This is a genomic window from Nocardia albiluteola, assembly GCF_018860155.1.
GTDB classification, from domain to species: Bacteria; Actinomycetota; Actinomycetes; order Mycobacteriales; family Mycobacteriaceae; genus Nocardia; species Nocardia albiluteola.
Window position 1 is genome coordinate 302,803 of record NZ_JAHKNI010000010.1, and the last position, 19,480, is coordinate 322,282.

The 19,480-nt window shown below is 68.1% G+C and carries 19 protein-coding genes; 4 read left to right on the plus strand and 15 right to left on the minus strand.

Features of this window, described 5'->3' with window-relative positions:
• Positions 1–4: 4 nt before the first annotated feature.
• Together KO481_RS28180 and eccB are read right to left on the minus strand one after the other, a co-directional pair.
• Positions 5–1,078 (minus strand): glycosyltransferase, encoded by a 1,074-nt coding sequence (locus KO481_RS28180; RefSeq protein ID WP_215921509.1) that lies wholly within the window; start codon positions 1,076–1,078, stop codon positions 5–7.
• A 59-nt stretch (positions 1,079–1,137) separates the two neighbouring features.
• Positions 1,138–2,622, minus strand: a complete 1,485-nt coding sequence (gene eccB / locus KO481_RS28185; RefSeq protein WP_308166808.1) for a type VII secretion protein EccB — start codon at positions 2,620–2,622, stop codon at positions 1,138–1,140.
• Positions 2,623–2,689: 67 nt separating this feature from the next.
• Between eccB and eccE the strand changes: the two genes are divergently transcribed.
• On the plus strand, positions 2,690–4,474 hold the full coding sequence (gene eccE, locus KO481_RS28190) for a type VII secretion protein EccE (protein WP_215921513.1): 1,785 nt from the start codon (positions 2,690–2,692) through the stop codon (positions 4,472–4,474).
• 75 nt (positions 4,475–4,549) lie between these two features.
• Here the strand turns inward: eccE and KO481_RS28195 are convergent, their stop codons facing one another.
• From KO481_RS28195 to KO481_RS28225, 7 genes are all read right to left on the minus strand, one after another.
• Positions 4,550–4,858, minus strand: a complete 309-nt coding sequence (locus tag KO481_RS28195) for a hypothetical protein (protein ID WP_215921514.1) — start codon at positions 4,856–4,858, stop codon at positions 4,550–4,552.
• A 64-nt stretch (positions 4,859–4,922) separates the two neighbouring features.
• A complete protein-coding gene (locus KO481_RS28200) occupies positions 4,923–5,231 on the minus strand; it encodes a WXG100 family type VII secretion target (RefSeq protein WP_215921515.1) in 309 nt (102 codons plus the stop codon).
• A 109-nt stretch (positions 5,232–5,340) separates the two neighbouring features.
• Positions 5,341–6,201, minus strand: coding sequence for an ESX secretion-associated protein EspG (locus KO481_RS28205; protein ID WP_215921516.1), 861 nt, complete (start codon positions 6,199–6,201; stop codon positions 5,341–5,343).
• Positions 6,202–7,224: a PPE domain-containing protein gene (locus KO481_RS28210; RefSeq protein WP_215921517.1), complete on the minus strand. Its 1,023-nt coding sequence runs from the start codon at positions 7,222–7,224 to the stop codon at positions 6,202–6,204.
• Between the two features lie 50 nt (positions 7,225–7,274).
• Positions 7,275–7,580: a PE family protein gene (locus KO481_RS28215; RefSeq protein ID WP_215921518.1), complete on the minus strand. Its 306-nt coding sequence runs from the start codon at positions 7,578–7,580 to the stop codon at positions 7,275–7,277.
• 42 nt (positions 7,581–7,622) lie between these two features.
• Complete coding sequence (locus KO481_RS28220) at positions 7,623–8,885, minus strand: hypothetical protein (RefSeq protein WP_215921525.1); 1,263 nt, start codon at positions 8,883–8,885, stop codon at positions 7,623–7,625.
• On the minus strand, positions 8,882–9,202 hold the full coding sequence (locus tag KO481_RS28225; protein WP_215921527.1) for a type VII secretion target: 321 nt from the start codon (positions 9,200–9,202) through the stop codon (positions 8,882–8,884). The genes KO481_RS28220 and KO481_RS28225 overlap by 4 nt, the downstream gene beginning before the upstream one ends.
• 361 nt (positions 9,203–9,563) lie before the next feature.
• Here KO481_RS28225 and KO481_RS28230 point away from each other — a divergent pair, with 361 nt between their 5' ends.
• Positions 9,564–11,135 carry a hypothetical protein gene (locus KO481_RS28230; protein WP_215921529.1) on the plus strand — a complete coding sequence of 524 codons (1,572 nt, stop codon included), beginning with the start codon at positions 9,564–9,566 and terminating at the stop codon, positions 11,133–11,135.
• Between the two features lie 49 nt (positions 11,136–11,184).
• Here KO481_RS28230 and KO481_RS28235 read toward each other — a convergent pair whose 3' ends face one another.
• The 3 genes from KO481_RS28235 to KO481_RS28245 form a co-directional block, all read right to left on the minus strand.
• Positions 11,185–13,614: an AfsR/SARP family transcriptional regulator gene (locus KO481_RS28235; protein WP_245401669.1), complete on the minus strand. Its 2,430-nt coding sequence runs from the start codon at positions 13,612–13,614 to the stop codon at positions 11,185–11,187.
• A gap of 202 nt (positions 13,615–13,816) precedes the next feature.
• The gene (locus KO481_RS28240; protein WP_215921532.1) at positions 13,817–14,833 is read right to left on the minus strand and encodes a helix-turn-helix domain-containing protein; all 1,017 of its coding nucleotides are present in this window, start codon (positions 14,831–14,833) and stop codon (positions 13,817–13,819) included.
• Between the two features lie 166 nt (positions 14,834–14,999).
• Positions 15,000–15,254 (minus strand): hypothetical protein, encoded by a 255-nt coding sequence (locus KO481_RS28245; RefSeq protein ID WP_215921533.1) that lies wholly within the window; start codon positions 15,252–15,254, stop codon positions 15,000–15,002.
• A 592-nt stretch (positions 15,255–15,846) separates the two neighbouring features.
• Here KO481_RS28245 and KO481_RS28250 point away from each other — a divergent pair.
• Positions 15,847–16,995 (plus strand): glycosyltransferase, encoded by a 1,149-nt coding sequence (locus KO481_RS28250; protein ID WP_215921535.1) that lies wholly within the window; start codon positions 15,847–15,849, stop codon positions 16,993–16,995.
• Positions 16,996–17,076: 81 nt separating this feature from the next.
• On the opposite strand, the gene KO481_RS28255 is transcribed toward KO481_RS28250, so the two are convergent.
• The 3 genes from KO481_RS28255 to KO481_RS28265 all read right to left on the minus strand — a co-directional run bounded on the left by KO481_RS28255 (position 17,077) and on the right by KO481_RS28265 (position 18,718).
• On the minus strand, positions 17,077–17,232 hold the full coding sequence (locus tag KO481_RS28255; RefSeq protein ID WP_215921537.1) for a hypothetical protein: 156 nt from the start codon (positions 17,230–17,232) through the stop codon (positions 17,077–17,079).
• Positions 17,233–17,315: 83 nt separating this feature from the next.
• Positions 17,316–17,597, minus strand: coding sequence for an SDR family oxidoreductase (locus KO481_RS28260; RefSeq protein ID WP_245401626.1), 282 nt, complete (start codon positions 17,595–17,597; stop codon positions 17,316–17,318).
• A gap of 149 nt (positions 17,598–17,746) precedes the next feature.
• The gene (locus KO481_RS28265) at positions 17,747–18,718 is read right to left on the minus strand and encodes a zinc-dependent alcohol dehydrogenase family protein (protein WP_215921541.1); all 972 of its coding nucleotides are present in this window, start codon (positions 18,716–18,718) and stop codon (positions 17,747–17,749) included.
• Between the two features lie 82 nt (positions 18,719–18,800).
• Between KO481_RS28265 and KO481_RS28270 the strand changes: the two genes are divergently transcribed.
• Positions 18,801–19,460 (plus strand): TetR/AcrR family transcriptional regulator, encoded by a 660-nt coding sequence (locus tag KO481_RS28270; RefSeq protein ID WP_308166809.1) that lies wholly within the window; start codon positions 18,801–18,803, stop codon positions 19,458–19,460.
• The last annotated feature ends 20 nt before the right edge of the window (positions 19,461–19,480 follow it).

Genomic DNA, 19,480 nt, shown 5'->3' on the forward strand with positions numbered 1-19,480 from the left:
CGCCCTACAGGGTGTAGAAGCCGTCGCCCCACAGGGTGTGCAGGCGCCGGAAATACTCGTCGTACTGCTTGGCGACCGCCTCGGTGGAGAACTTGGACACCGCGTAGTCGCGGATCCCCTGGTAGTCGAGCTTGCCGACCGCCTCCGCGGCGTCGCAGAACTCGCGCAGCGTCCGGCAACGGAAGCCCTGCACGCCCTGCTGCACCGTCTCGCTGAATGCGCCCCAGTCCGTGGTGATCACGGGTGTCCCGCACAGCATGGCCTCGACGTGCACGCCGCCGAACGGCTCCAGATACAGCGACGGTGTGAATACTGCCCGGGCCCGGCTCATCAGCTCGCCGCGCCGCGCCACGTCGACGACTCCGACGTATTCGCCGTAATCCGGCGGGTGGCCGGCGCCGGCGACGATCAGCTTCGCGCCCAGCCGCTTGCAGGTGTCGACGGCGATCTGAAAGCCCTTGGCCTCGATCAGACGGCCGATGAACAGGAAATAGTCGTCTTTCTCGGCGGAGAACGGAAAGTCTTCGACCTCGAAGTAGTTCGGGATCACCGCGTCGTAGAACTGGCCGCGGTCGGACATGACTCCCTCGACAGTGGTGCGCGCGCCGTGCACCGCATGCATCCAGGCGTAGCTTTCGAACACCCGGTGCTTGGCGAATACTCCGCTGTAGCCGACGCCGTACTCGACCGTCTGCAGGTCGGGGAAGGCGTCGGCCAGTGGCTGCTGGCCGGATCCGGCGATGGCGCAGATGATGTCGCGCGGTTGTTTGCGCTTGGAGATCTCGGCGATGGTACGAGCGTTGGTGATCAGCCAGTGCGGGTCCTGCGAGTTCCAGCTGAACCAGTCGAATCCGTCCGCGAGTGTCTTCTCGCCGAACCATTCTCGCCGATCCTGCTCGGTGGTGACGGTGATCAGCTCGGTGCAGGCGGCCTCGTTCTCCTGCGAGGCGTACAGGAACACCTCGTGGCCCAAGCTCATCATCATGTCGCAGAACTTGCGCACCTTCTGCGTGTAGGCGCACGGCGAGTAGTACTTGGTGGTCTGCGTGTGGGGCAGCGCAGCGACGTGGAATCTCATCGGCTCACTTGGTGCTCGTCGGTAATGGGTTGGCGCGGTGAGTAATCGGGCCGGGCCGATCACTGACCGCCACCCTGGCCGGGGGGCGGTCCGCCGGGCGGATCGGGCCGCCCGGTGCCCAGGGTGTCGTGCGCGACCAGCGCGGACTGGCGGTCCAGCATCGGACCGGCCGGCAGCAGGCTCACGATCTGCCAGGGCGCCAGTTTCGGAGAGGACAGGCCCAGCATGGTCGCCGTGGCGGCATCGGGGATGCCGAACCGTACTCCGGTGTCGGTGATATAGAACAGCACCTCCCGCCGCGCGCTGTTCGGATCGATGCCGGTCACCTGCACGTATTCACCGGTCGACGGTGGTATGTAGGCGGCGTCGGCGCGCTGACCGCGCCCGCCGTCGACCAACGTGACCGGATGCATGTTCTCGGCCAGGGGCACCTGCTTGCCCACCAGCAGTTCCAGTTGCGCGGACGGGTTGCGCCGGTTACGTGACCAGTGCACACAGGCCACCGGCTCGTCGTCGGCGGAGACGATGCGCGGTTGTTGCGCCGGAAACTGGTCCACCGCAAGCTCGTCGACCACCGGCACGCCGGCGAGCGCGTCCGGCGGTACCCGCACGATGTCGGTCAGTCCCATGGAGCCGGCGGTGCGCACGACCTGTGCCGCGAACGGCGAGAGCCGCTGCACGCCGTTCGGCAGCGCCACGTACAGCATGGTGCCGCCGACGTTGTCGACCTGGATCACCGCACCTGCGGTGACGTTCGCCCACCGCACCGGGCTCGGCGCCCCTGAGCCCGGGACCGCCGGGGCGGTGAGGTCCGGCGCTGCCACCGTGGCGTTCAGCAGCCCGTCGCTGATCGGCCGCGGTCGCAGCCCCTGCAGTCCCAGGGCTGCCACGATCGCGGTGTTACGCATGTCGATGCGGGCGTGCTTGCCGTCGTAGACGAGATAGGTTGCCCGGCCCTGGGATACGAGCAGCGCCTCGTCGGCGGCCACCCCGCGGGTCATGGGGCCCAGTTGTGGCGGGCCGGACAGGACCGTGGATTTCACTCCGGTGGAGATGTCGTCGCACAAGGTCCAGTCGGACCTGTCGTGGTCGGCCGGGCCGGGCAGCGCCCCCGGCACGCCGGGGATGCCGAGCAGCGGCCCGCGCGGCAATGTCGCCAGCTTGCTGTCCTTCACCGAGGTCGGCGTCTCACTGCTGCCGGTGATCAGGCGCGCCGAGGCCAGGTTCAGCACCGGGTGCAGGGTGTTGCCCACCATGGCGTACATTGCGCCGCTGTCCGAACCCATGATGATCTTGGCCTCGCCGACCTGCCCCTGCGGGTGTATGAAGGCCAGCACCGCGCAGCCGCCGGTGCACAGCACCGCCAGCACCAGACCGGTGATCATGGAACGGAACTGTATGCGCATGGGATCATGCAACATGCGGACATCACGACGCACTAGTGCGTGCTCGAAGCGCTGCAACAGAAATCGGTAACCATTGACCTGCGCTCGAGTGGTCAGTTGTGCCGGCACTGCAAACTCCTCCACTATGCCCGCGATCACCCGAAACTGGCGGACGTGTGAGAGGCTACCGTAATGCGGGGATGAATGCTGATGGGAGACATGCCGAATGGGTGACATTGCCGCCGCGCCGGAGCAGACCGCATCGGCCACAACAAATCCGGAGACAATCATGCAATCGGCCCAGGAGCCACCCGCGGGGCCGCCGCCATTGACATCGGATAAGCCCGATGTATTTCATCATCTCCCGCTGCCGGTGATTCTGCCCGCGGCCACCCTCGGGGCAGGGGTGGGCACTGCGGTGATCGCATTCCACGGACCGCTCCTGGCCGCACTCGCCGCGGGGGTTGTCGTGGCCGCATTCGGAGCTCTGCGAGTACATGGGAGAAATGTCTGGCGAATTCTTGCAATGCGCCTGGCACTGCGGTGGCGCGAAAGGCGTCAGAGCGGTGTTACGCCGAGCGTGGAACCGTTCGATGTGCCGGTCCCGGAATCCGATGGCAACATATACGGAATGCGCTGGGACGGCCGGTGCCTGATCACCATGGTGCGGGTCGAGCCGCGAGGTGTGGCACCGACCCTGCTCTCCCCGACGGTGATCCGCACTGCCGACGAGATCCCGCTGGACGAGGTGGCGCGCTGCCTGTCCCAGTTCGACATCCGCCTGGCCGCCATCGACGTCGTCGCGCTCGGGGTCCGCGCCGGCGGCAACCACGAGGCGGTGCGGATATACGAGCAGATACTGGGATCGCTGCCGGCGACGGCGACACGTACAGTGTGGCTGACGCTGCGCTTGGATCCGATGGACAACACCGAGGCGATCGGTAATCGCGGCGGCGGCACCGAGGGCGCCGTCCGCACCGCCATGGTCGCCACCCGCCGGGTCGTCAACCGACTGGCCCGGCATGGTGTCCGGGTGCGGGTGCTGACCGCCGCCGAGTTGACCGCCGCGGAATCGGCCACCGGGCACGACATCGATCCGGGACAGTGGCTCGAGGACTGGCATGCGCTGCGCTGCAACGGTATCGAACTCGCCGGGTATACGATCCAGCCCGATCGGCTGAACTCCGATGTGATGGCGGGGATCTGGGCGGTGCCCGGACTCTCGACCATGGTGCGGTTGCAGGTGCGCCCGGCCGGGGGGTCCGCCGCCCGCCGCGAGTCCGGTGGGCGGGTGGCGGTCACCGCGCTGGTGCGGCACGACACCGCGGGCGCGGCCACCGAGGAGGTACGCACGAGACTGTCCGGACTGGGTTTGCGGCCGCTCACCGGGGTACAGCGGCAGATGCTGCTGGAAGGCGGGGACCATGGGGCCGCCTCCTTCGGCGTGCCCGCGGCCCTGACCTGGCTGACCGTGCCGTCCGGCGGATGTGGGCAGGTGATCGGCGCGACCACCGATGGGTTCGGTGTGGCAGTGCCGCTGTTCGGACCGGCGGTGCGGCGCGTGGAGATCGTGGGCAGTCTGTGGCTGGTGCAGCAAACGACACTGCGGGCGATGGCGGTGGGCGCCCGGGTGATCGTGCACAGCACCCGGCCGCAGGATTGGGCGCATCTGGCCGAGCAGATCGGCGCACCGGAGGCGCTGTCGGTGTCACACCCCGGCGGTGGCGCCCAGCACACCGCCGCCGCGACGATGATCGTCTACGACGGCGTCGCCTCGGCCGGCCAGGTATCGGAGGCGACCGTGGTGCACGTGCGCGCCCCGGGTGAGGATGAGTCCGCGGCGATCCTCGACGCCGACGTCGTCCTCGTCGAATCCGCAGACCGGCGTGACGACGTGCGTATCCGCACCGCGGCAGGGGAGTTCGAGGTGCGAATCGTGTCGATCCCGGAGGAGCTCCGGTATCTGTCCGGCGCGAATCCGGGCGGGGTGGAGACCTTGCAGCCGGCATGAGTGCAGCCGGCCTGGGTACGCACACGTGCAGGCCCGGCGCCGGGTGGCGACGGGCCTACATGTAGTCCGGGTCGGTTACCAGGTGAAGTCGCCGGCGACCTTGGTGTCGGTCGACCTGGCCCGAGTCAGCGAGTCCGTCACGTGCTGGGTTCCCTTGGACAGAATGTTGATCAGACCTTCCATATCAGCCATCAGACTTTTATGCTTCGCCTGGAAGGTCGCCGAGGCGCCGTTGTCGTTGCCGCTGTCCCAGCCTTGGCTCAGCAGATTGTTCGCCGCATCCTGGGCGTTCTGCATCTCCGTGGTCAGCGACTTGTTGTAACCACTCAGATCGCCGACCAGGTTATTGACGGTGTTGTCGTCGTATTTCAATACGCCGCTCATGATGAATCCCTTCTCGAGTCTATATACTGCACGTTCGGGCGCTTATCGCCCGCGGTCGCAGGAATTAGCTGTAGCTGGTGGCCAGCGATGTGAATCCGGACGTGCTTTCGTCGTCGGATGTGGCAACGGTCTTCTCGCCGGAATTCAGTGCCTCGGAGACCTGGGTCAGATCCTTGTTCACCTTGGTGATCTGCGCTTCCAGCTCTGTGGCAAAGGAGTTGAACGCGGAGTAAGCGGTACCCTGCCAGCCCGACTTCGCGGCTTCTACCGAGGACCGCAGCTGATCCACGGTCTTGTTGATGGGGTCGATGACCGCGGCATAGGCGTTCGCGTACTTCTGGAATGTCGCAAAATCAAGATACTGGGTTGCCATTGGAAATCCCTTCGAGTATTGGATGGGTGAGTATCGGCGGAGACATGGCTCCGGCGGTTCGGACATTCGGAGGCTGCCGGTCGATCCCGGCATCGAAATCACACACGAGCTACGGCATCCACCTGCCTTCCGGCAGCGACTCGACCAGCGCGGCGATCACCTGTGCCATGCGATGGTCGCTGCCCGGTGCGAGCGTGGTCCAGGTCTGGTCTGCGGCGGTGACGCTGCCGCCGCCGATGATCCGCCCGGCGGACGTGTCGTAGACGGCGGCCGCGGCGGGGGACCGCACGGCGAGGCCGTCGCGGTGGCTGTAGCAGACGATCTCGGCAATCGAATGCCGTTGGCGTAGCGCCAATCCGAGGGTGACGGCGTCGTCCTGCGGCATGCCCAGGCCATAGGCGGCTGCCGTGTAGTCGGTGCCCGCGGCGTCGAGGCACCGCTGCAGGTCGGTGGTCGGGGCGCTGAACGCCGGGACGTCGGCGGGCGGGCACGGTCCGAGCACGGCCAGCAGTGGGCGGGCCAGCGTCATCGGATCCTCGTCGGCCCACACCGTCCGCACGTCCAGCTCGTCACCGGTGCGAACCGCGACGGCGTGCTCGAGACCGCGGCGGACCAGGCAGAACCGGATCAGCGTGTCGGGTCCATGGGGCGTGCCCGCCGGTTCTGCGTGGTTACGCTCCGCTGCCGCCTCCGGACCTGACGCGGGCATGCCGGGGCGGTGGATTCGCGCGATCAGCTGGCGTTCGGGCCGGGCGAGCGCGAACAGCGCGGTGATCAGGTCGTCGTCGCGGACGTCGCCGACGGGATCCAGCACGCCGCGCTCACGCAGGTCGGCCTCGGCGGCGACCCGGGCCGCTGCGTGCTGCCCGTGGTCGGTGTGCCGGGGACGCACCGCAAGGGCGGTCGGCAGCGTCTGAACATCGAGTGCGGCTGCGACGGCCAGTATGCCGTCTGTGGTGAGGGTGGCCAATTACGACTCCAATTCCGGCGTCGCGGGGGCCATGACCTCTGCTGCGGCAGCGGGTGCCCTGCCGCCCAATACCGCAGGGGCGGTGGCGAATCCGGCATTGACAATGATCGTCTCGGTGCCGCCGGCGTCGGCTGGGACCGCGCGGGGCGCCGGTGCTGGAAGGGGAGCGGGTGGGGCGACCGCCGAGGCTGGGGCGACCACCGGTGGTGGCGCGGCGGTGACGGGCTGCGCCTGTACCACCTGCGCCGGCACGGGCGCGGGTGCGACGCCGGGCAGCGGCAGCGCGGGCATGGCCAGTGCCTCGCTGCCGACCGGGACCGTCGGGGCCGGTGGTTGCAGCGCGGACAGATCGATCTGTGGGAGATCGGACATGGCGTGCTGTAGCTGCGGCGGGCTCGCAGTGCTCCCGGGCGGCTGCGCATTCGCCGGCGTGCCGCGCGACTGCTCGGCAACGAAATTCGCGCCGGCGGACACCTCGGGTGCGGAATCCTGCTGCCACGGGCGGGCCAGCTGCGCGCTGGCGGCCTCGTACGCCTGCATCACCCGCGCCGCCTGCTGCCGGATATCGTCGAGCTGTTGTTCGGCGGTATCCAGCAGGCCGGCCAGAGGGGCTCCAAGCAGGCTGTTGCGCATCAAATCCTCTGCCGCGCGGGCGGCCTGGGCGACCTCCACGAGATGGGGGAGGGTGGTGCGGGCGATCTCATAGGCGGCCGCCTGCCGGGTGGCGATCGCGGCGTTGGCATGGGCCGAGGCGGTGATTCGATCCAGCCACTCGGTCAGCGCGGCAAGCTGATTCAGGCCGTCCGCGCTGGATGAGGACGCCCATGCGTCGCCGAGCACGGACAGGGTTGCGTGGTATTCCGTAGCGGCCTCACCCAATTCGGCGGCCAGTCCGGAGTAGGCGAGCCCGGCCCCGGCCATCGGTGCGGCACCGGGTCCGGTGGTCACTTCCTGTACCAGCTGTTCGGGCGGGACGGCCTCCCACACCGTGCCGGTGAACCCGGGCTTCGGTGGTGCCACCATCGTCTCGGTCCTCGTCTCGTTCTCACTGCTGGGAGGTCACTCGCGATCTGTCACAAAAGCCCGCGGAATGCCTCGACGGACTGGTCATCGGTGTCGCCGAACGAGTCCGAGTGCGAGCGCAGATTGGCGGCGATCTTGCGCAACTCGTGCACGCCCGTGCGATACGACTGCTGGAAGGAGTCGCCGACCTGATCGAAGGTCTGCCCGGTGTGCAGTGACACCCGATCGTTGGCGGCGGCCGCGGGGCGGAGCGAGATCTGCGCGTCGCGCAGACTGCCCTCCAATCGGTCGGCCAACGTGTCCAGCCGACCGGCGGCCTGCCGGGCCAGTTCGTGATCGAAGGCGAGCTTACTCACGGGAACTCCTTGTGAGAGTGTCGATGTCGGGAGGCGGGTCGCCTACAGACTGAACGGGGTATCCGGACTGGTTGGGCTGGTTGGGATCGCGCCGATCACCGGCGCGGCGATATCGTCGGGGTCGGCGCCGACCAGTTCCCCGCTGTGGCGGGCGTTCACCAGTGCCTCGGGTGTGCTGGTGGAGGCGCCCGCCCGGACCGCCGACATCGCAGCACCGCCACCCATCATCATCGGCGGCAGCACGGCGCCCTCGGACACCACCGAGGTGGCGGCGATGGTTTCGCTCACGGGTTCCGCTGCCGCGGCCTCGGTGAGGTTGCCCTCCTGCCATGCCCCCAAGGGGGCGGACCTCACCGCACCGAGGGCGCCGCCAGCGAAGCCGCCGCCGAAACCGGCGGCGAGTGCGGCCGCAGTTCCGGCCCCGGCTCCGGCGAGCGCGTCGAACTTGGCAGGCGCCAGCACCGGAGTGGCCGTCAGCCGCTGGACCTGGCCGGCGCCGACCTGCTGCGCCGCGGACAGCAGCGGCTGCACGACCTGCTCGGCCCCCGATATCACCTCCTGCAGTACGGATTGCGCGCTGCTGCTGGAAAGGTTGGTGGATCCGCCGTTGACCTGCACCGGACTGCCGTTCTGAGTCATCGTGGCCGAATGCATGAGCAGCTGGGCCTTTGTATGGGCGGTGATCGCGGCCGCCTCGGCGGCTGCCTCCATCGCCGCGGCCAGCAGCGCGGCCGCGCCACCCGGGGTCGCGGCCAACGGCGCCAACAGCGCTTCGGTGGTGGCCAATTGGGCTGCCACCGCGGCCATTTCGGCCGCCCCGGTCGCCACCGTCACCGATGCCGCGCCCAGCGTGGCGTGCATCTGTGCGGCCTGGGCGGAGACGGCCGCCGAATTGCCCTGGGCGGCAACTCCGGACGCTGCAGCCGCCTGGGTGCCGGAGCCTCGCATCGACTCCAGTAGTTGCAGGCCCAACTGAGCCCCCTGTATGGCCGTGTTCAGCGCTTGAACCACGTTCTGCAGCATCGACTGCGGGTTGATGGCTCCGCCTGCGCCCAGAATGCCGGTACCGAAGCCGCTGAACAGGTCGGTGACCGGCTTGATCAGGGCGACCGGATCGAGCGGCGGTAATGGGGGCAGCCCCGGCGGCGGTGCTAGTGCGAGCGGTTGCGGCATAGTGGGCAATCCCATGGTGGCCAGCACCTGCGCGACAGGTTGGCCGACCAACGGTGCGACCGGCGTGTTCTGCAGGGCATCCAGAGCCGTGGGATGTAATGGTGCCGCCAAGGTTTCGGCGGCGGGGCTCATTGTGAGACCGGTTCGGCAGCGGTGAATCCGGCCGCGTTATGCAACTCGGTCTGCTCGTAGGCGCCAGCGGCGGTATGCGCGGCGGTCGAGGTGTTGGCGAAAACGTTCGCCAGCTGGTTCACCGCAACGAAGTGGTTACATTGGGCGTAGGCGAAACTGGCCAGAAATTCCTGGCCGATGAGTCCGAACACCGGCGCCGCCGCGGCCACACTGGCGGCCTGGTCGACAGTGCCTGCCGTCGCGACTATGGTGGCCGTGCTCGCCGCAATGTCGCCGTACTGCTGGAATGCATTGGGTTCTACTTCTAGAACGCCCATCACGCCACCTCCTAGCGCTGTTTTGCGTACTTACTACCTCCGTGAGGCACGTCCAATATTAACGCGCCCAAGAAGTTCAGCAAGTCGGGAGCATTCGTAACGTTACATCGTTCATGCAACTCATCCGTATCGTAACACGCGAATCATCTTCGGCGGTCAGCTCATTCACCATACCGAAGGCCGAAAATCCCGTCATGACGCATTTGTCATGCCATTCTTACTCGCCTGTGACGCCCTATTACGCGAGTTTTACTCGAAACTTATCGTCAATAGGTTGAATTCCACTCGGGGGCGGATACACACCGTGCGTGGCGTGACAGAACGCCTATTCCTGGCGCAAGCGCGAGAAGGATTCATAGATATGAGCGATCCCCAACGTCCGGATTCGGCCCAGAACGACTTTCCCGATGTCGGCTTCAACCTGGGCTACAGAGCCGCGCCCGCCGCCGACACCGCCAAACCGCCACTCGGGCCACAAGCCACCACTGAGGAGCAGCCGAGCGAGCCGCAAGCCTCCGCCGCGCAGGCAGCCGAGGAGCAGGCCAGCGACCTCGCCCACCGCATCGCCCGCGAGCTGGCCGTCGCCGGTCCGGAAGGCTGGCAATGGCTGGAGGCGGCCTTCTCGCTGACCGTCGCCGGGGGTGTGGCCCACGTGCTCTACTACGACGACACCGATCAGGTCGCCCGCGCCGAACCGTCGGCAGAGGTCGGCGAACTCGTCCGGCTGCACCGCGAGATCTCCGCGCAACTCGGCGACGGCCCGTGGTGGCGCATGACGATCGAGCTCGAGATCACCGGCGAGGTCGAGGTCGACTTCGACTACGGCGACGAACCCTTCCCCGACGATCAGCTGCTGACTCCCGAGGCCTACCGCGCCGACCTGGAAGCGTTTCCGCGAGAAAAGATCCCGGTGTGGCTCGCCGCCTACGTCCGGCACGACGAACAGCAATGGCGTTCTCCCCAGGAGGCCGCCGCGCAGGCCCGCGCCGACCGCGACGCGGGCATCACCTCGGAGCTCTCGCGCGTAGACTTCCCCCCGCTGCCCGTGTTGTGGGCACGCTGGGCGACGATCGCGGCGGCCTTCGTCGCCGTCGGCTCGGAGCTGGGACCGCGAATCCGGCCCGCGCTCGGCATCTTCGAGGGTTCCGCACGCAGCGGATCCACGCTGTTCGTGCTGCCCGGCGGCCGCGCGGTGCTCTCGGGCGGCATGTGGAACGCCCCCGAACTCGACGCCGCCTACAACGGCGGTCACGAACTGCCGGACCTGTATGCCGGCGCCCCGAACTGGGTGGCCAATCAGGTACTCAATCCCCGTGCGGCCCAGGGCATGCTGTCGTTCTGCTACTGGTGGGCGCACGGCAGCTGGCACCGCGGCGATTCCCCGGGCGCGGACCTGATCAGCGCGGCCGTTCCGGGGGTGTGGTCGGCGCAGACCGTGGCCGACATCGTCTGCGGCGTGGCCGGCGGCGATCCGACCGAGCAACAGCGACAGGCCGCCGCCACACTGGTTGCCGCCGCCGAGGCCGGGGTGGTCATCCGCGATACCTTGACCGCGGTGTTCGATGATCTCATCGACGACATCGACGGCGCCCTGTATCAGCTGTCGCTGGCCGGCCTCACGGCTGCGGCCCCCGAGCCACTGCCACAGCACCAGGCGATCATGCTGGTGCGCGAGTACATCCTCGGACTCAGCCTCGACACCACCGGGTATCCGCTCGACCAGCTCGTCGCCGAACGCCTCGAGGTCGGCTGGATGGTGTTCGTACCCACCGAACCCGGCGAGATCGCCATTGGCCGCGCCATCTTCTACATCGCCGACGACGGGGTGATCGAACAATCTTCGTCGTCGACCGCACCATCGCTCTACTTCGCGGGCTTCGAGCAACGGTTCCGGCAGCGGCAGACGCGGGCCTACGCCGATTCGGTGATCTGACGACGGGAAGGGCGGCAATGGTTTTCATGGCCGCCCTTCCCCGGTCGTGCTACGAACAGGTTGCCGTTCCGGCTGCGCGGCCCGACGGCGCGCGCCGGTAGCGTGCCTCGGCACCCTCCACCGGCCCCCGGAGGTTCGTGGCCCTGCTCAACACCTGCTCGGCGAGGATGGCCCCGACCACATCGCCCACATCATGCAGGACCCCACCGATAGTGCGGACCGTGCGAGCGGCAACCGGATCCCCCGCACCGATCAGGCGGGCGCCCGCGGCGGCGAGCTGTGCCCGGGCCAGGGTGCGGCCATCGCCGTCGTTCCCGGCCGTCCGGCCCAGCGCCTCCACCGCCTGCGCCACCTCGGGCGTGTGCTCGCCCGCATCCCCCCAGATCACGACCGCGAGGGCGAGATCGACTGCGAGCGTCCGGGTTCGGGCATCGGGATGATCGGCGACCTGGCGGTAGAGTGCGACAAGCCCGGATCGCTCGGCCGCAACCCATGCGGCACAGTGCCGCTCGTCGGTGAACCGCTGCCCCGCGGAGCTGGTGACCGCGTAATGATCGGTTCCCATGCCCGGATCACGCAGTTCCACCAGGTTTTTCGCGCTGGCCAAATAGAAGTCGACCAGCCGGTGCAGCGCCTGCGGCCGTTCCCGCCGCAGCGCCGCGTCCGCCACGCCGCGGGCGAACAGCCGCAGGAGATCGTGTTGGCGGTAGCGCCCCAGCTCCGATGTCTGCAACATGCCCGAGTCCACCAGCGTCTCGCAGAGCCGCTCGGCCGCGGTCCGATCCCGGTCGAGCAGGGCGGCGATGGCGGCGACGGACAGATGGGGCGCGTCACAGAACCCGATGAGAACGAACGCGCGCGACAGCTCGGGATCGAGCCGGCGGTACGAGGTCTGGAATACCTCTTCCACGCAGATGTTGCCCACCACGAGTTCGGCCAGCCGGTCCCGCCCTTCGGCCAGGCGCTCGGCGACCGCGGCGAGCGTCCATGCGGGCCGGCTCGCCAGACGCGCCCCGATGGTGCGCAGCGACACCGGAAGATAACCGCACTGGCGCAGGATTTCGTGCGCCGCATCGGATTCCTGCGCCAGGCGACGCGCGGATACCATGCGCTCCAGCAACATCCAGGCCTCGTCGGGGGTCAGGACATCCAGCGGGACCAGCCGCGCGTCGAACATTTCCGCCAGACTCGATCGGCTGGTGACCACGACCCCCGCCTGCCCCGTACTCGGCAGGAGCGGGGCGAGCTGATCCACGTTGTGCGCATTGTCGAGCACCAGCAGGACGCGCCTGCTCGCAATCAGCTCGCGCCACAGGCTCGTTCGCTCCGCGGGGTCCAGCGACAGTTCGCTCAGCTCGACTCCGAACGACCGCGATGCGACCTCGATCAGCGTATCGGCCTCGCGGGGTTGCTCGTCCATGCCGCCGAGGTCGAGATACAGCACTCCGTCCGGATAGTGGTCGCGTACGCGATGGGCGAGATGTATTGCGAGCGTGGTTTTTCCGATGCCGCCCATCCCGGTGATCGCGACCGCCTGGCGGCGATCGCAGTTCGCACTCAGCGCCTCGGTCAGCTCCTGCACCAGATCCTCACGCCCGACGAAGTCGGCAACGTCCGGGGGCAGTTGCGCCGGGATGCGCGGCGAGTGGAATTCGCTATCGGGAGAACGCGATTCGCCGGCGACGATCGGCGGCTCGGCCGACAGGATCTGCTGATGCAGCCGGGTCATCCGCGGACCGGGCTCCAGGCCGAGTTCGTCGGCCAGCAGGCGGCGCGCGTTCCGGTACACCTCTAGCGCATCGACCCGCCGTCCCGCGCGGTACAGCGCAACCATCAGCAGCTCGTGCCACCGCTCACCGTGCGGTTCGGCCCTGACCAACGCCTCCAGCTCCGCGACCGCGGCCGGATACCGGCCCAGGTCCAGCGCGACGGATATCGTGGCCTCGCCGAGGGCCGCGCGCAGCCCGTCCAGGCGTGCGCGTTCCTTCTCCGCCCACGGCCCGGGCAGGCCGATGAGCGGATCGCCACGCCACAGTTGCTGCGCCGCAGCCAATTTCTCGTTCGCCTCCTCGGCCGCGCCCGCGCTGCGATCGGCTTCGGCGGCCGCGATCAGCCGCTCGACCTGGCCCACATCGGACTCCACCGGCAGGCCGAGCCGATAGCCGCCGAGGGTCGAGCCGAGCCACTCCGCTCCGGCGCCGGCATGGCCGTAGGCATCGAATTGGCGGCGCATGCCGTGCACATGGTTGCGCAGGACATTGGCCGCCGAGGTCGGCGGCTGATCCGCCCACAGGCGGGCGGCCAGTTGGGTCGTCGACAGGGTGCGCCCGGGCTCGGCCGCCAGAATGGCCAGCACGGCCAGCGTCTGCGGCGCCGTGATATCCAGGCGGCGCTCACCCATCCACACCTCGACCGGCCCCAACATACTCAATCGAAGTACGTCGGACTCCACCTCGTGAATGTCCGGGCTCTGCCACATTATTGTCACAACGAATCCCTCACCTGCGCCCGACCGGCATCGGATTGACCTTCGAAATCGGTGACCTACAGCGTCATCTGGTCACTCGCGTACACCTCACGCGCAACCGCAGATCGAGGTATGACATGAAAGCTTAGGAAGGTCGGCAGTGCCAGGACGTGAATCAGGGCGGCATCTCGATGGAACATTTGCGCCAAAGTCGTCAGTTGCGAGCGCTCCCGACAACCAGGTCGGTATCACCGTTGGCCGCGCCCCGGGCGAACTCGGTTGGGGTGCAACCGTATCGGCCCTTGAAGGCACGGACGAAATGGCTGCTGTCGGCGAACTGCCAGTGGGCGGCCAGCTCCGTGTTGCTCGGACGCCCTGTGGCACTGAGGAGTTCGAGCCGGGCCTGCTCCAGCCTGCGGCGGCGAATGTATCCCGCGACGCTGTCCTCGGCCGCGGCGAATGCCCGTTGGAGCGTGCGCAGGGAGACACTGAGCTCGCCGGCCAGCATCGACGGCGACAGCTCCGGGTCTGCGAGCAGGCGGTCCGCGAGGTCCTTCGCCGCCTGCGCCAGCGCGGGGCCGAACGTGGGCTCGGTGCTGTCCACCTGCTGCCGCAGCACCCCGGCCAGGAGCTCGAGCAGAGAGTTGCGGGCCGCCAGTGCACCGGCCGGCGTGAGATCCGGGGCGGCCTGCTCCACCAAATGCATGTGGCCCAGGAGCAACCGCATCTCGGCCGTGGAGGCCGGTCCGGTGATCAGCTTGTCCTGGACCAGACGGTCCAGCGGCGATGCGGGCACGATCAGGACCGACGCCGCGGTATGCCGCGCGTCCTCGAACGTCGGCGGGCCGTTGCGCTGCAGCATGAAATTCCCTGCGGGAACGCGATAGTCGCCCTCGTCCGGCCGGGCGAACCGCCAGGAGTTCTGCTTGATCACATGCATCAGCATCACCTGGCCGTCGCTGTCGCCGGACGGACTGGCATGCGTGCCGGTGGCCGACTCACTGCGAACATCAGCGATCACGATGTCGTGTGCGGTGACGGCGCGGACATCGAGCCGGAAGTCACCACCACCGCCGCCGCCCGGGGTGAACAGGCGCGGCGGCTGCTTGCGGCCCAGCTGCGCTTCCCACCCGCGCCAGAAGCTGCCGAAGCCTTCTGCCGCCCGGCCGGGCGCGGGCGCCGCCTTCCCGACGAACGTCGGGCCGGGTCCGGACTTCTCCGGCTCCGTCATGACCTTCCCCCTTCCTCCATGACGCTGATCTTCCATCGAAATGCCATCGCCTTCGAATCATAGGAAGGCGGCAGGTCGACCGGTGATCAGTGTCGTGATAAAAGGGCTACCGCTCCGCTGCGGGGGCGTGCCGTCGATGCTGTAAATGAGCTGTGGCCGTTGGCGATTAAGTTCCGGGCGTACCCGGGTTACCCGGACCGGCCCCCGGCGTACCCGGGTTGCCCGGATCGGATCCCGGCGTTCCCGGGTTGCCCGGACCGCTCTGCCCCGTGTTCGGGTCACCGGCGTTGTCCGCATGCACGATCGGAACGAGCGATATCGCCTGGGCGGTGGCCAGCGCCGGAACTGCCAGCACGCCGGTCACGGCCATCCCGGCGAACCCCGCGGCAAACAGGCCCCGGCGAACAGTAGACCAATTCATGGAAACTCCATATCTCGCAAGACGATTGCCCGTCCTCGGCTGCCAACGCCACAACCGACCGATCGGACTCGCGTCGAGCCTAGGAACAACCGCACCACGGGCGCGTGAACCACAGCGCCATCCGGATAGAACACTCGCGCCACGAGTCGGGTCCTCCGGCGGCATATCCGTACAGATCCCCGATCGCGGTCGGATCGGACAGTGCCATCTCGCTCCTCTCGATGGGTGCTATGGCGGGCCGAACTATCCGGCCGAGCCCGACGGCGCCGACGGTGTGTTGCCGACGACGGCATTGTCGATCCGGATCATGACGGTGCGATTCGTCACCGGCGGTGAGATTGCGCCAAAACCCCTGCGACAACCGCAAATCCGGCAACCAGTAGCCCGCAATGCCGCATATACGCCGCCGCGATCGACCGGCGAGTCCGAAGTCTCGGATGCGAATGTTGCTGTGCGAGGACATGTTCAGCTGACATAGTCTCAGGAAAGACTATGCCGCAAGGGCACACTCAACCCTTGGCCATGCCGCAGCGGCATGGCCTCGACTGGGAACCATCGGCGCGACCGCGTCGACAAGAGCGAACGGATGCCCATGAAACTGTTGTTCAGTGCCACCCCGGCCTTCGGACACGTCCTGCCCCTGGCGCCGCTCATGCAGGCAGCCGTCGATGCCGGCCATACCGTCGGGCTGCTGTCGAGCGCTGGATTCCGGGGCGAGGCTACCGCCGAACTCCCTGTGGAGGTCGAATTCCTCGATGCGGGTGTAATGCCGGGTGAGTTCTCCGAGGAGGCGGCCCGCCGCACCGGCGCCGACGTGTTCCATCCGACGCCTCAGGTCATCGGCGAGATCTTCGGCGGCGCCCGGGTCGACCTCGCCATCACCGACAGCATCGACCAGGCCGCCGACTGGGGTGCGGACCTGATTGTCGCGGAGCCGTTCGATGCGGTGGGTCCGATCGTCGCCGCTGGGCTGGGCATCGATTGGCACCGAGCCGGCATCGGCCCGGCACTGCCGTCGGCGATCACCGACGAGATCGATCGCGTCGCCTCGGCCCGATCCGAGCGAGCGAACCTGCGGCCGGTCGCGGCGTCGAGCTATATCGACCCGTGTCCGCCGCAACTGCAGGATCCGGACTGGATCCCCGCCACCACGGTGCGACCGGTCCGGCCGCAGGCCCACCGCCGACCGAAGGACATTACGCTCGACCTGCCCGACTTCGCCGCGCGCGACAAGCCCACGGTGCTCGTCACCTTCGGCACGATCTTCTCCGACCCGGACATCCTCGCCGCGGCCGTGGCGGCGGTTATGGACACCGAGGTCAACGTCATCGCCACGCTCGGCTCGTCGCTGCGGCATTCCGCCTCGGATCAGGCATCTCAGGAGCGGCTGACCGGAGCCGCCCCTGCCCGGGTGCGGTACGTGCCCTTCGTCCCGCTGGCCCAACTGCTCGACGAGGTCGACCTGGTGGTCGGCGCCGGCGGCGTCGGCACCGTCCTCGGCACCCTGGCACACGGCCTGCCCATGGTGCTCTGGCCGCAAGGCGCCGACCAGCCCATCAACGCCGCCCGCGCCGCCGCATCGGGGACATCGATCACGGCCGACTCGTCCGCCGAGATCTCCACCGCGGTAACCGAAGTGCTGCGGAACAACGCCTTTCGCAACCAGGCCCGCAGCATCGCAGCCGAGATCGCCGATCGCCCCCATCCGGCCACGGTGATCGCAGAGATCACCAATGCATAGCACTGTCCGACAAGTGAATTCATCGATGGCTCATCGGGTCGGCCCGGCGGACTCGGCCAGACGCTTGGTAGAGCCACTGCATCACTGCGAACCGAGCGGCGAATACAAAAAGCCGCCGCCCGCCCCGGCCTCCACATCATCGCCACGGAGGACGTCTACGTCGGCGGCGGTGATCGGCGTATTCGCGCCGGGGAACGCGCGGGCGCCCGGAACGCTCGCCTGGAAGGCCTGGGGCACTGGTGGATGCTTCAGGATGCGGCCCGAGGTGGCGCCGTGCTCGCCGACTTCCTGGGGTAGTTTGCCGCCCGCGCGGTGCACTATCAGCCGCCGTCGATGACCTGGACGGTGCCGGTGATGTAGCGGGCCCGGTTGGAGGCCAGGAAGGCGACGAGTTCGGCGACCTCCGCCGCGGTGCCGGGACGGCCGCTGGGGATTCGGAAGGTGTCGGCGAATTCTCTTCGCGCAGAGTCGATATCGCCGCCGGACTGCTCGGCCAGTTCGGCCAGGCGGCGGCGCAGGCCACTCGTTTCGATCGCAATTGAGCGACGGCCCGCGCGCGGTGTCCGAGAAGCTGCTGGCCTGCATCGCGGTTGCGGTGACATTCGAGACATCGCATTCCGCATGAAGGTGCGTTCGGTCGGCTCCGGATGGGAAGGGCCGATGGATCTTTCGCCGTGCCGCGCCAGCCGGTTCGGTCAGCGCGACATGCGGCAAATACGGGCGTTGTTCGCCGAGTGAGGAGCGATGTGGTCTAGTTTCGCGACGGTGTGAGTGCGATCCTGCCGAATACCTCGCCTGCTTCCATTTTCCGGTGGGCCGAAACCGCCTGTTCCAAGTGAAGTGTTTCGTGCACAACGGCTTTCAGCTCGCCACGACTGGCGGCAGTGAACAGTTCGGCGGTCGCGGCCCGTCGCTCGAGTGGGGGCACGGTGTCGGCGCTGAAGGTGGCGAACGACATCGACTTCCGGAACGCCGCGACCATCTCCATGCCGAAGTCCGTTGGCGGCATGCCTGCCATCGCGCCGACAGCCACCATGCGACCGTTCGGCTCGAGCCTGGCGAAGAATGAAGGCAGATCCGCACCGGCGACGATGTCGAGGATGACGTCGTAGCTCGCAGGAGCATCCGGCGCACCCCGGCCGAGCCGGTCCAGCACATGCGTCGCGCCCAGCTCGCGCAGGCGATCGCCACGTTCGGCCGAGGATGTCGTGACCGCGACCGCACCGGCACCGCCACGGGCTGCGATCTGGACCGCCATGACCCCGATGCCGCCGGCCGCGCCACGCACCAGCACCGACTCACCGCGAGCGAAGTGGGCATGGCGCAGGGCAAAGTGGGCCACCATTGCCGAGCTGCCGAGCGTCACTGCGTCGACGGCCGACAGGTCCGCCGGGAGAGGGACGAGCGTCTCGGCCGGTGCGACGGCCTGTTCGGCATAGCCGCCGCTCTCACCGGTGAGCGCCCACACGCGCCGGCCGACCCAGGTGGTGTCGACGCCCTCCCCGACCTCGGTCACGGTCCCCGCGACCTCGCTGCCGAGGATGCGACCGGGTGTGGCGCCGTACGCGGCCAGCGCGCCGCTTCGGATAAGAGCGTCGATACCGCCGACGCCGATCGCCTCGGTCGTGATCGACACCTGCCCGGCAGCCGGATTCGGGTCGGATAGGTCGACCACCGCGAGCACCTCGGGACCTCCGAACGCCTGGACCATCACTGCTTTCACCGGTTTCTCCATGTTCATCTCGATCGGAACCAACCATCGGAACCTAACGGACGCCCCCGTCCGTTTAGCTAAAGTGAGAGCGGTGACTGCTCATTTGCCTCACGCACTGCGTTCGGACGCGCGTGACAATCGCGAACGCATCCTCGAGGCGGCTCGCACGGTATTCGTCAGTGCGGGCCTGGACGTGCCGATGCGGGAGATCGCCCGGCGTGCCGGGGTCGGGCCCGCGACCCTCTACCGCCATTTCCCGACCAAGGAGATGCTGGTCGCGGAGGCGTTCACCGACCAGATGCTGGCCTGCCGGTCCCTCGTGGACGAGGGGCTCGCCGATCCGGATCCCTGGCACGGCTTCTGCCTCACGATCGAGAAGCTCTGCGAGCTGCAAGCGCGCGACCACGGCTTCACCGCGGCCTTCATGTCCACCTACCCCAACGCGCTGGATTTCGCCGCAATCCGCACATCCTCGCTGACCGCCGCCGCCGAACTGATCCGCCGCGCCAAGGACACCGGGCACCTGCGCCCTGACCTAATGCTCGACGACCTCATCCTCATGATCATGGCCAACAACGGCATCCACGCGACCACGCCGGCAGCACGCCTCGCGGCCTCCCGGCGCTTCGCCGCCCTCATGATCCAAGCGTTCCATGCCTCCCCCGGGTCCGCGCCGCTGCCACCCCTGCCACGTTTGATGCCCACAGTGTCGGCGCGCCGACCCAAATCGAACCGGCCAAATGCCCGGTGACCAGGGTATGGGCCGAACGC

Excerpts from the sequence above, each read along its gene's own strand:
- KO481_RS28180 (WP_215921509.1), bottom strand. The coding sequence starts at position 1,078 with ATGAGATTCCACGTCGCTGCGCTGCCCCACACGCAGACCACCAAGTAC.
- eccE (WP_215921513.1), top strand. The coding sequence starts at position 2,690 with ATGGGTGACATTGCCGCCGCGCCGGAGCAGACCGCATCGGCCACAACA.
- KO481_RS28195 (WP_215921514.1), bottom strand. The coding sequence starts at position 4,858 with ATGAGCGGCGTATTGAAATACGACGACAACACCGTCAATAACCTGGTC.
- KO481_RS28200 (WP_215921515.1), bottom strand. The coding sequence starts at position 5,231 with ATGGCAACCCAGTATCTTGATTTTGCGACATTCCAGAAGTACGCGAAC.
- KO481_RS28210 (WP_215921517.1), bottom strand. The coding sequence starts at position 7,224 with ATGGTGGCACCACCGAAGCCCGGGTTCACCGGCACGGTGTGGGAGGCC.
- KO481_RS28220 (WP_215921525.1), bottom strand. The coding sequence starts at position 8,885 with ATGAGCCCCGCCGCCGAAACCTTGGCGGCACCATTACATCCCACGGCT.
- KO481_RS28225 (WP_215921527.1), bottom strand. The coding sequence starts at position 9,202 with ATGGGCGTTCTAGAAGTAGAACCCAATGCATTCCAGCAGTACGGCGAC.
- KO481_RS28230 (WP_215921529.1), top strand. The coding sequence starts at position 9,564 with ATGAGCGATCCCCAACGTCCGGATTCGGCCCAGAACGACTTTCCCGAT.
- KO481_RS28235 (WP_245401669.1), bottom strand. The coding sequence starts at position 13,614 with ATGTGGCAGAGCCCGGACATTCACGAGGTGGAGTCCGACGTACTTCGA.
- KO481_RS28240 (WP_215921532.1), bottom strand. The coding sequence starts at position 14,833 with ATGACGGAGCCGGAGAAGTCCGGACCCGGCCCGACGTTCGTCGGGAAG.
- KO481_RS28245 (WP_215921533.1), bottom strand. The coding sequence starts at position 15,254 with ATGAATTGGTCTACTGTTCGCCGGGGCCTGTTTGCCGCGGGGTTCGCC.
- KO481_RS28250 (WP_215921535.1), top strand. The coding sequence starts at position 15,847 with ATGAAACTGTTGTTCAGTGCCACCCCGGCCTTCGGACACGTCCTGCCC.
- KO481_RS28260 (WP_245401626.1), bottom strand. The coding sequence starts at position 17,597 with ATGTCACCGCAACCGCGATGCAGGCCAGCAGCTTCTCGGACACCGCGC.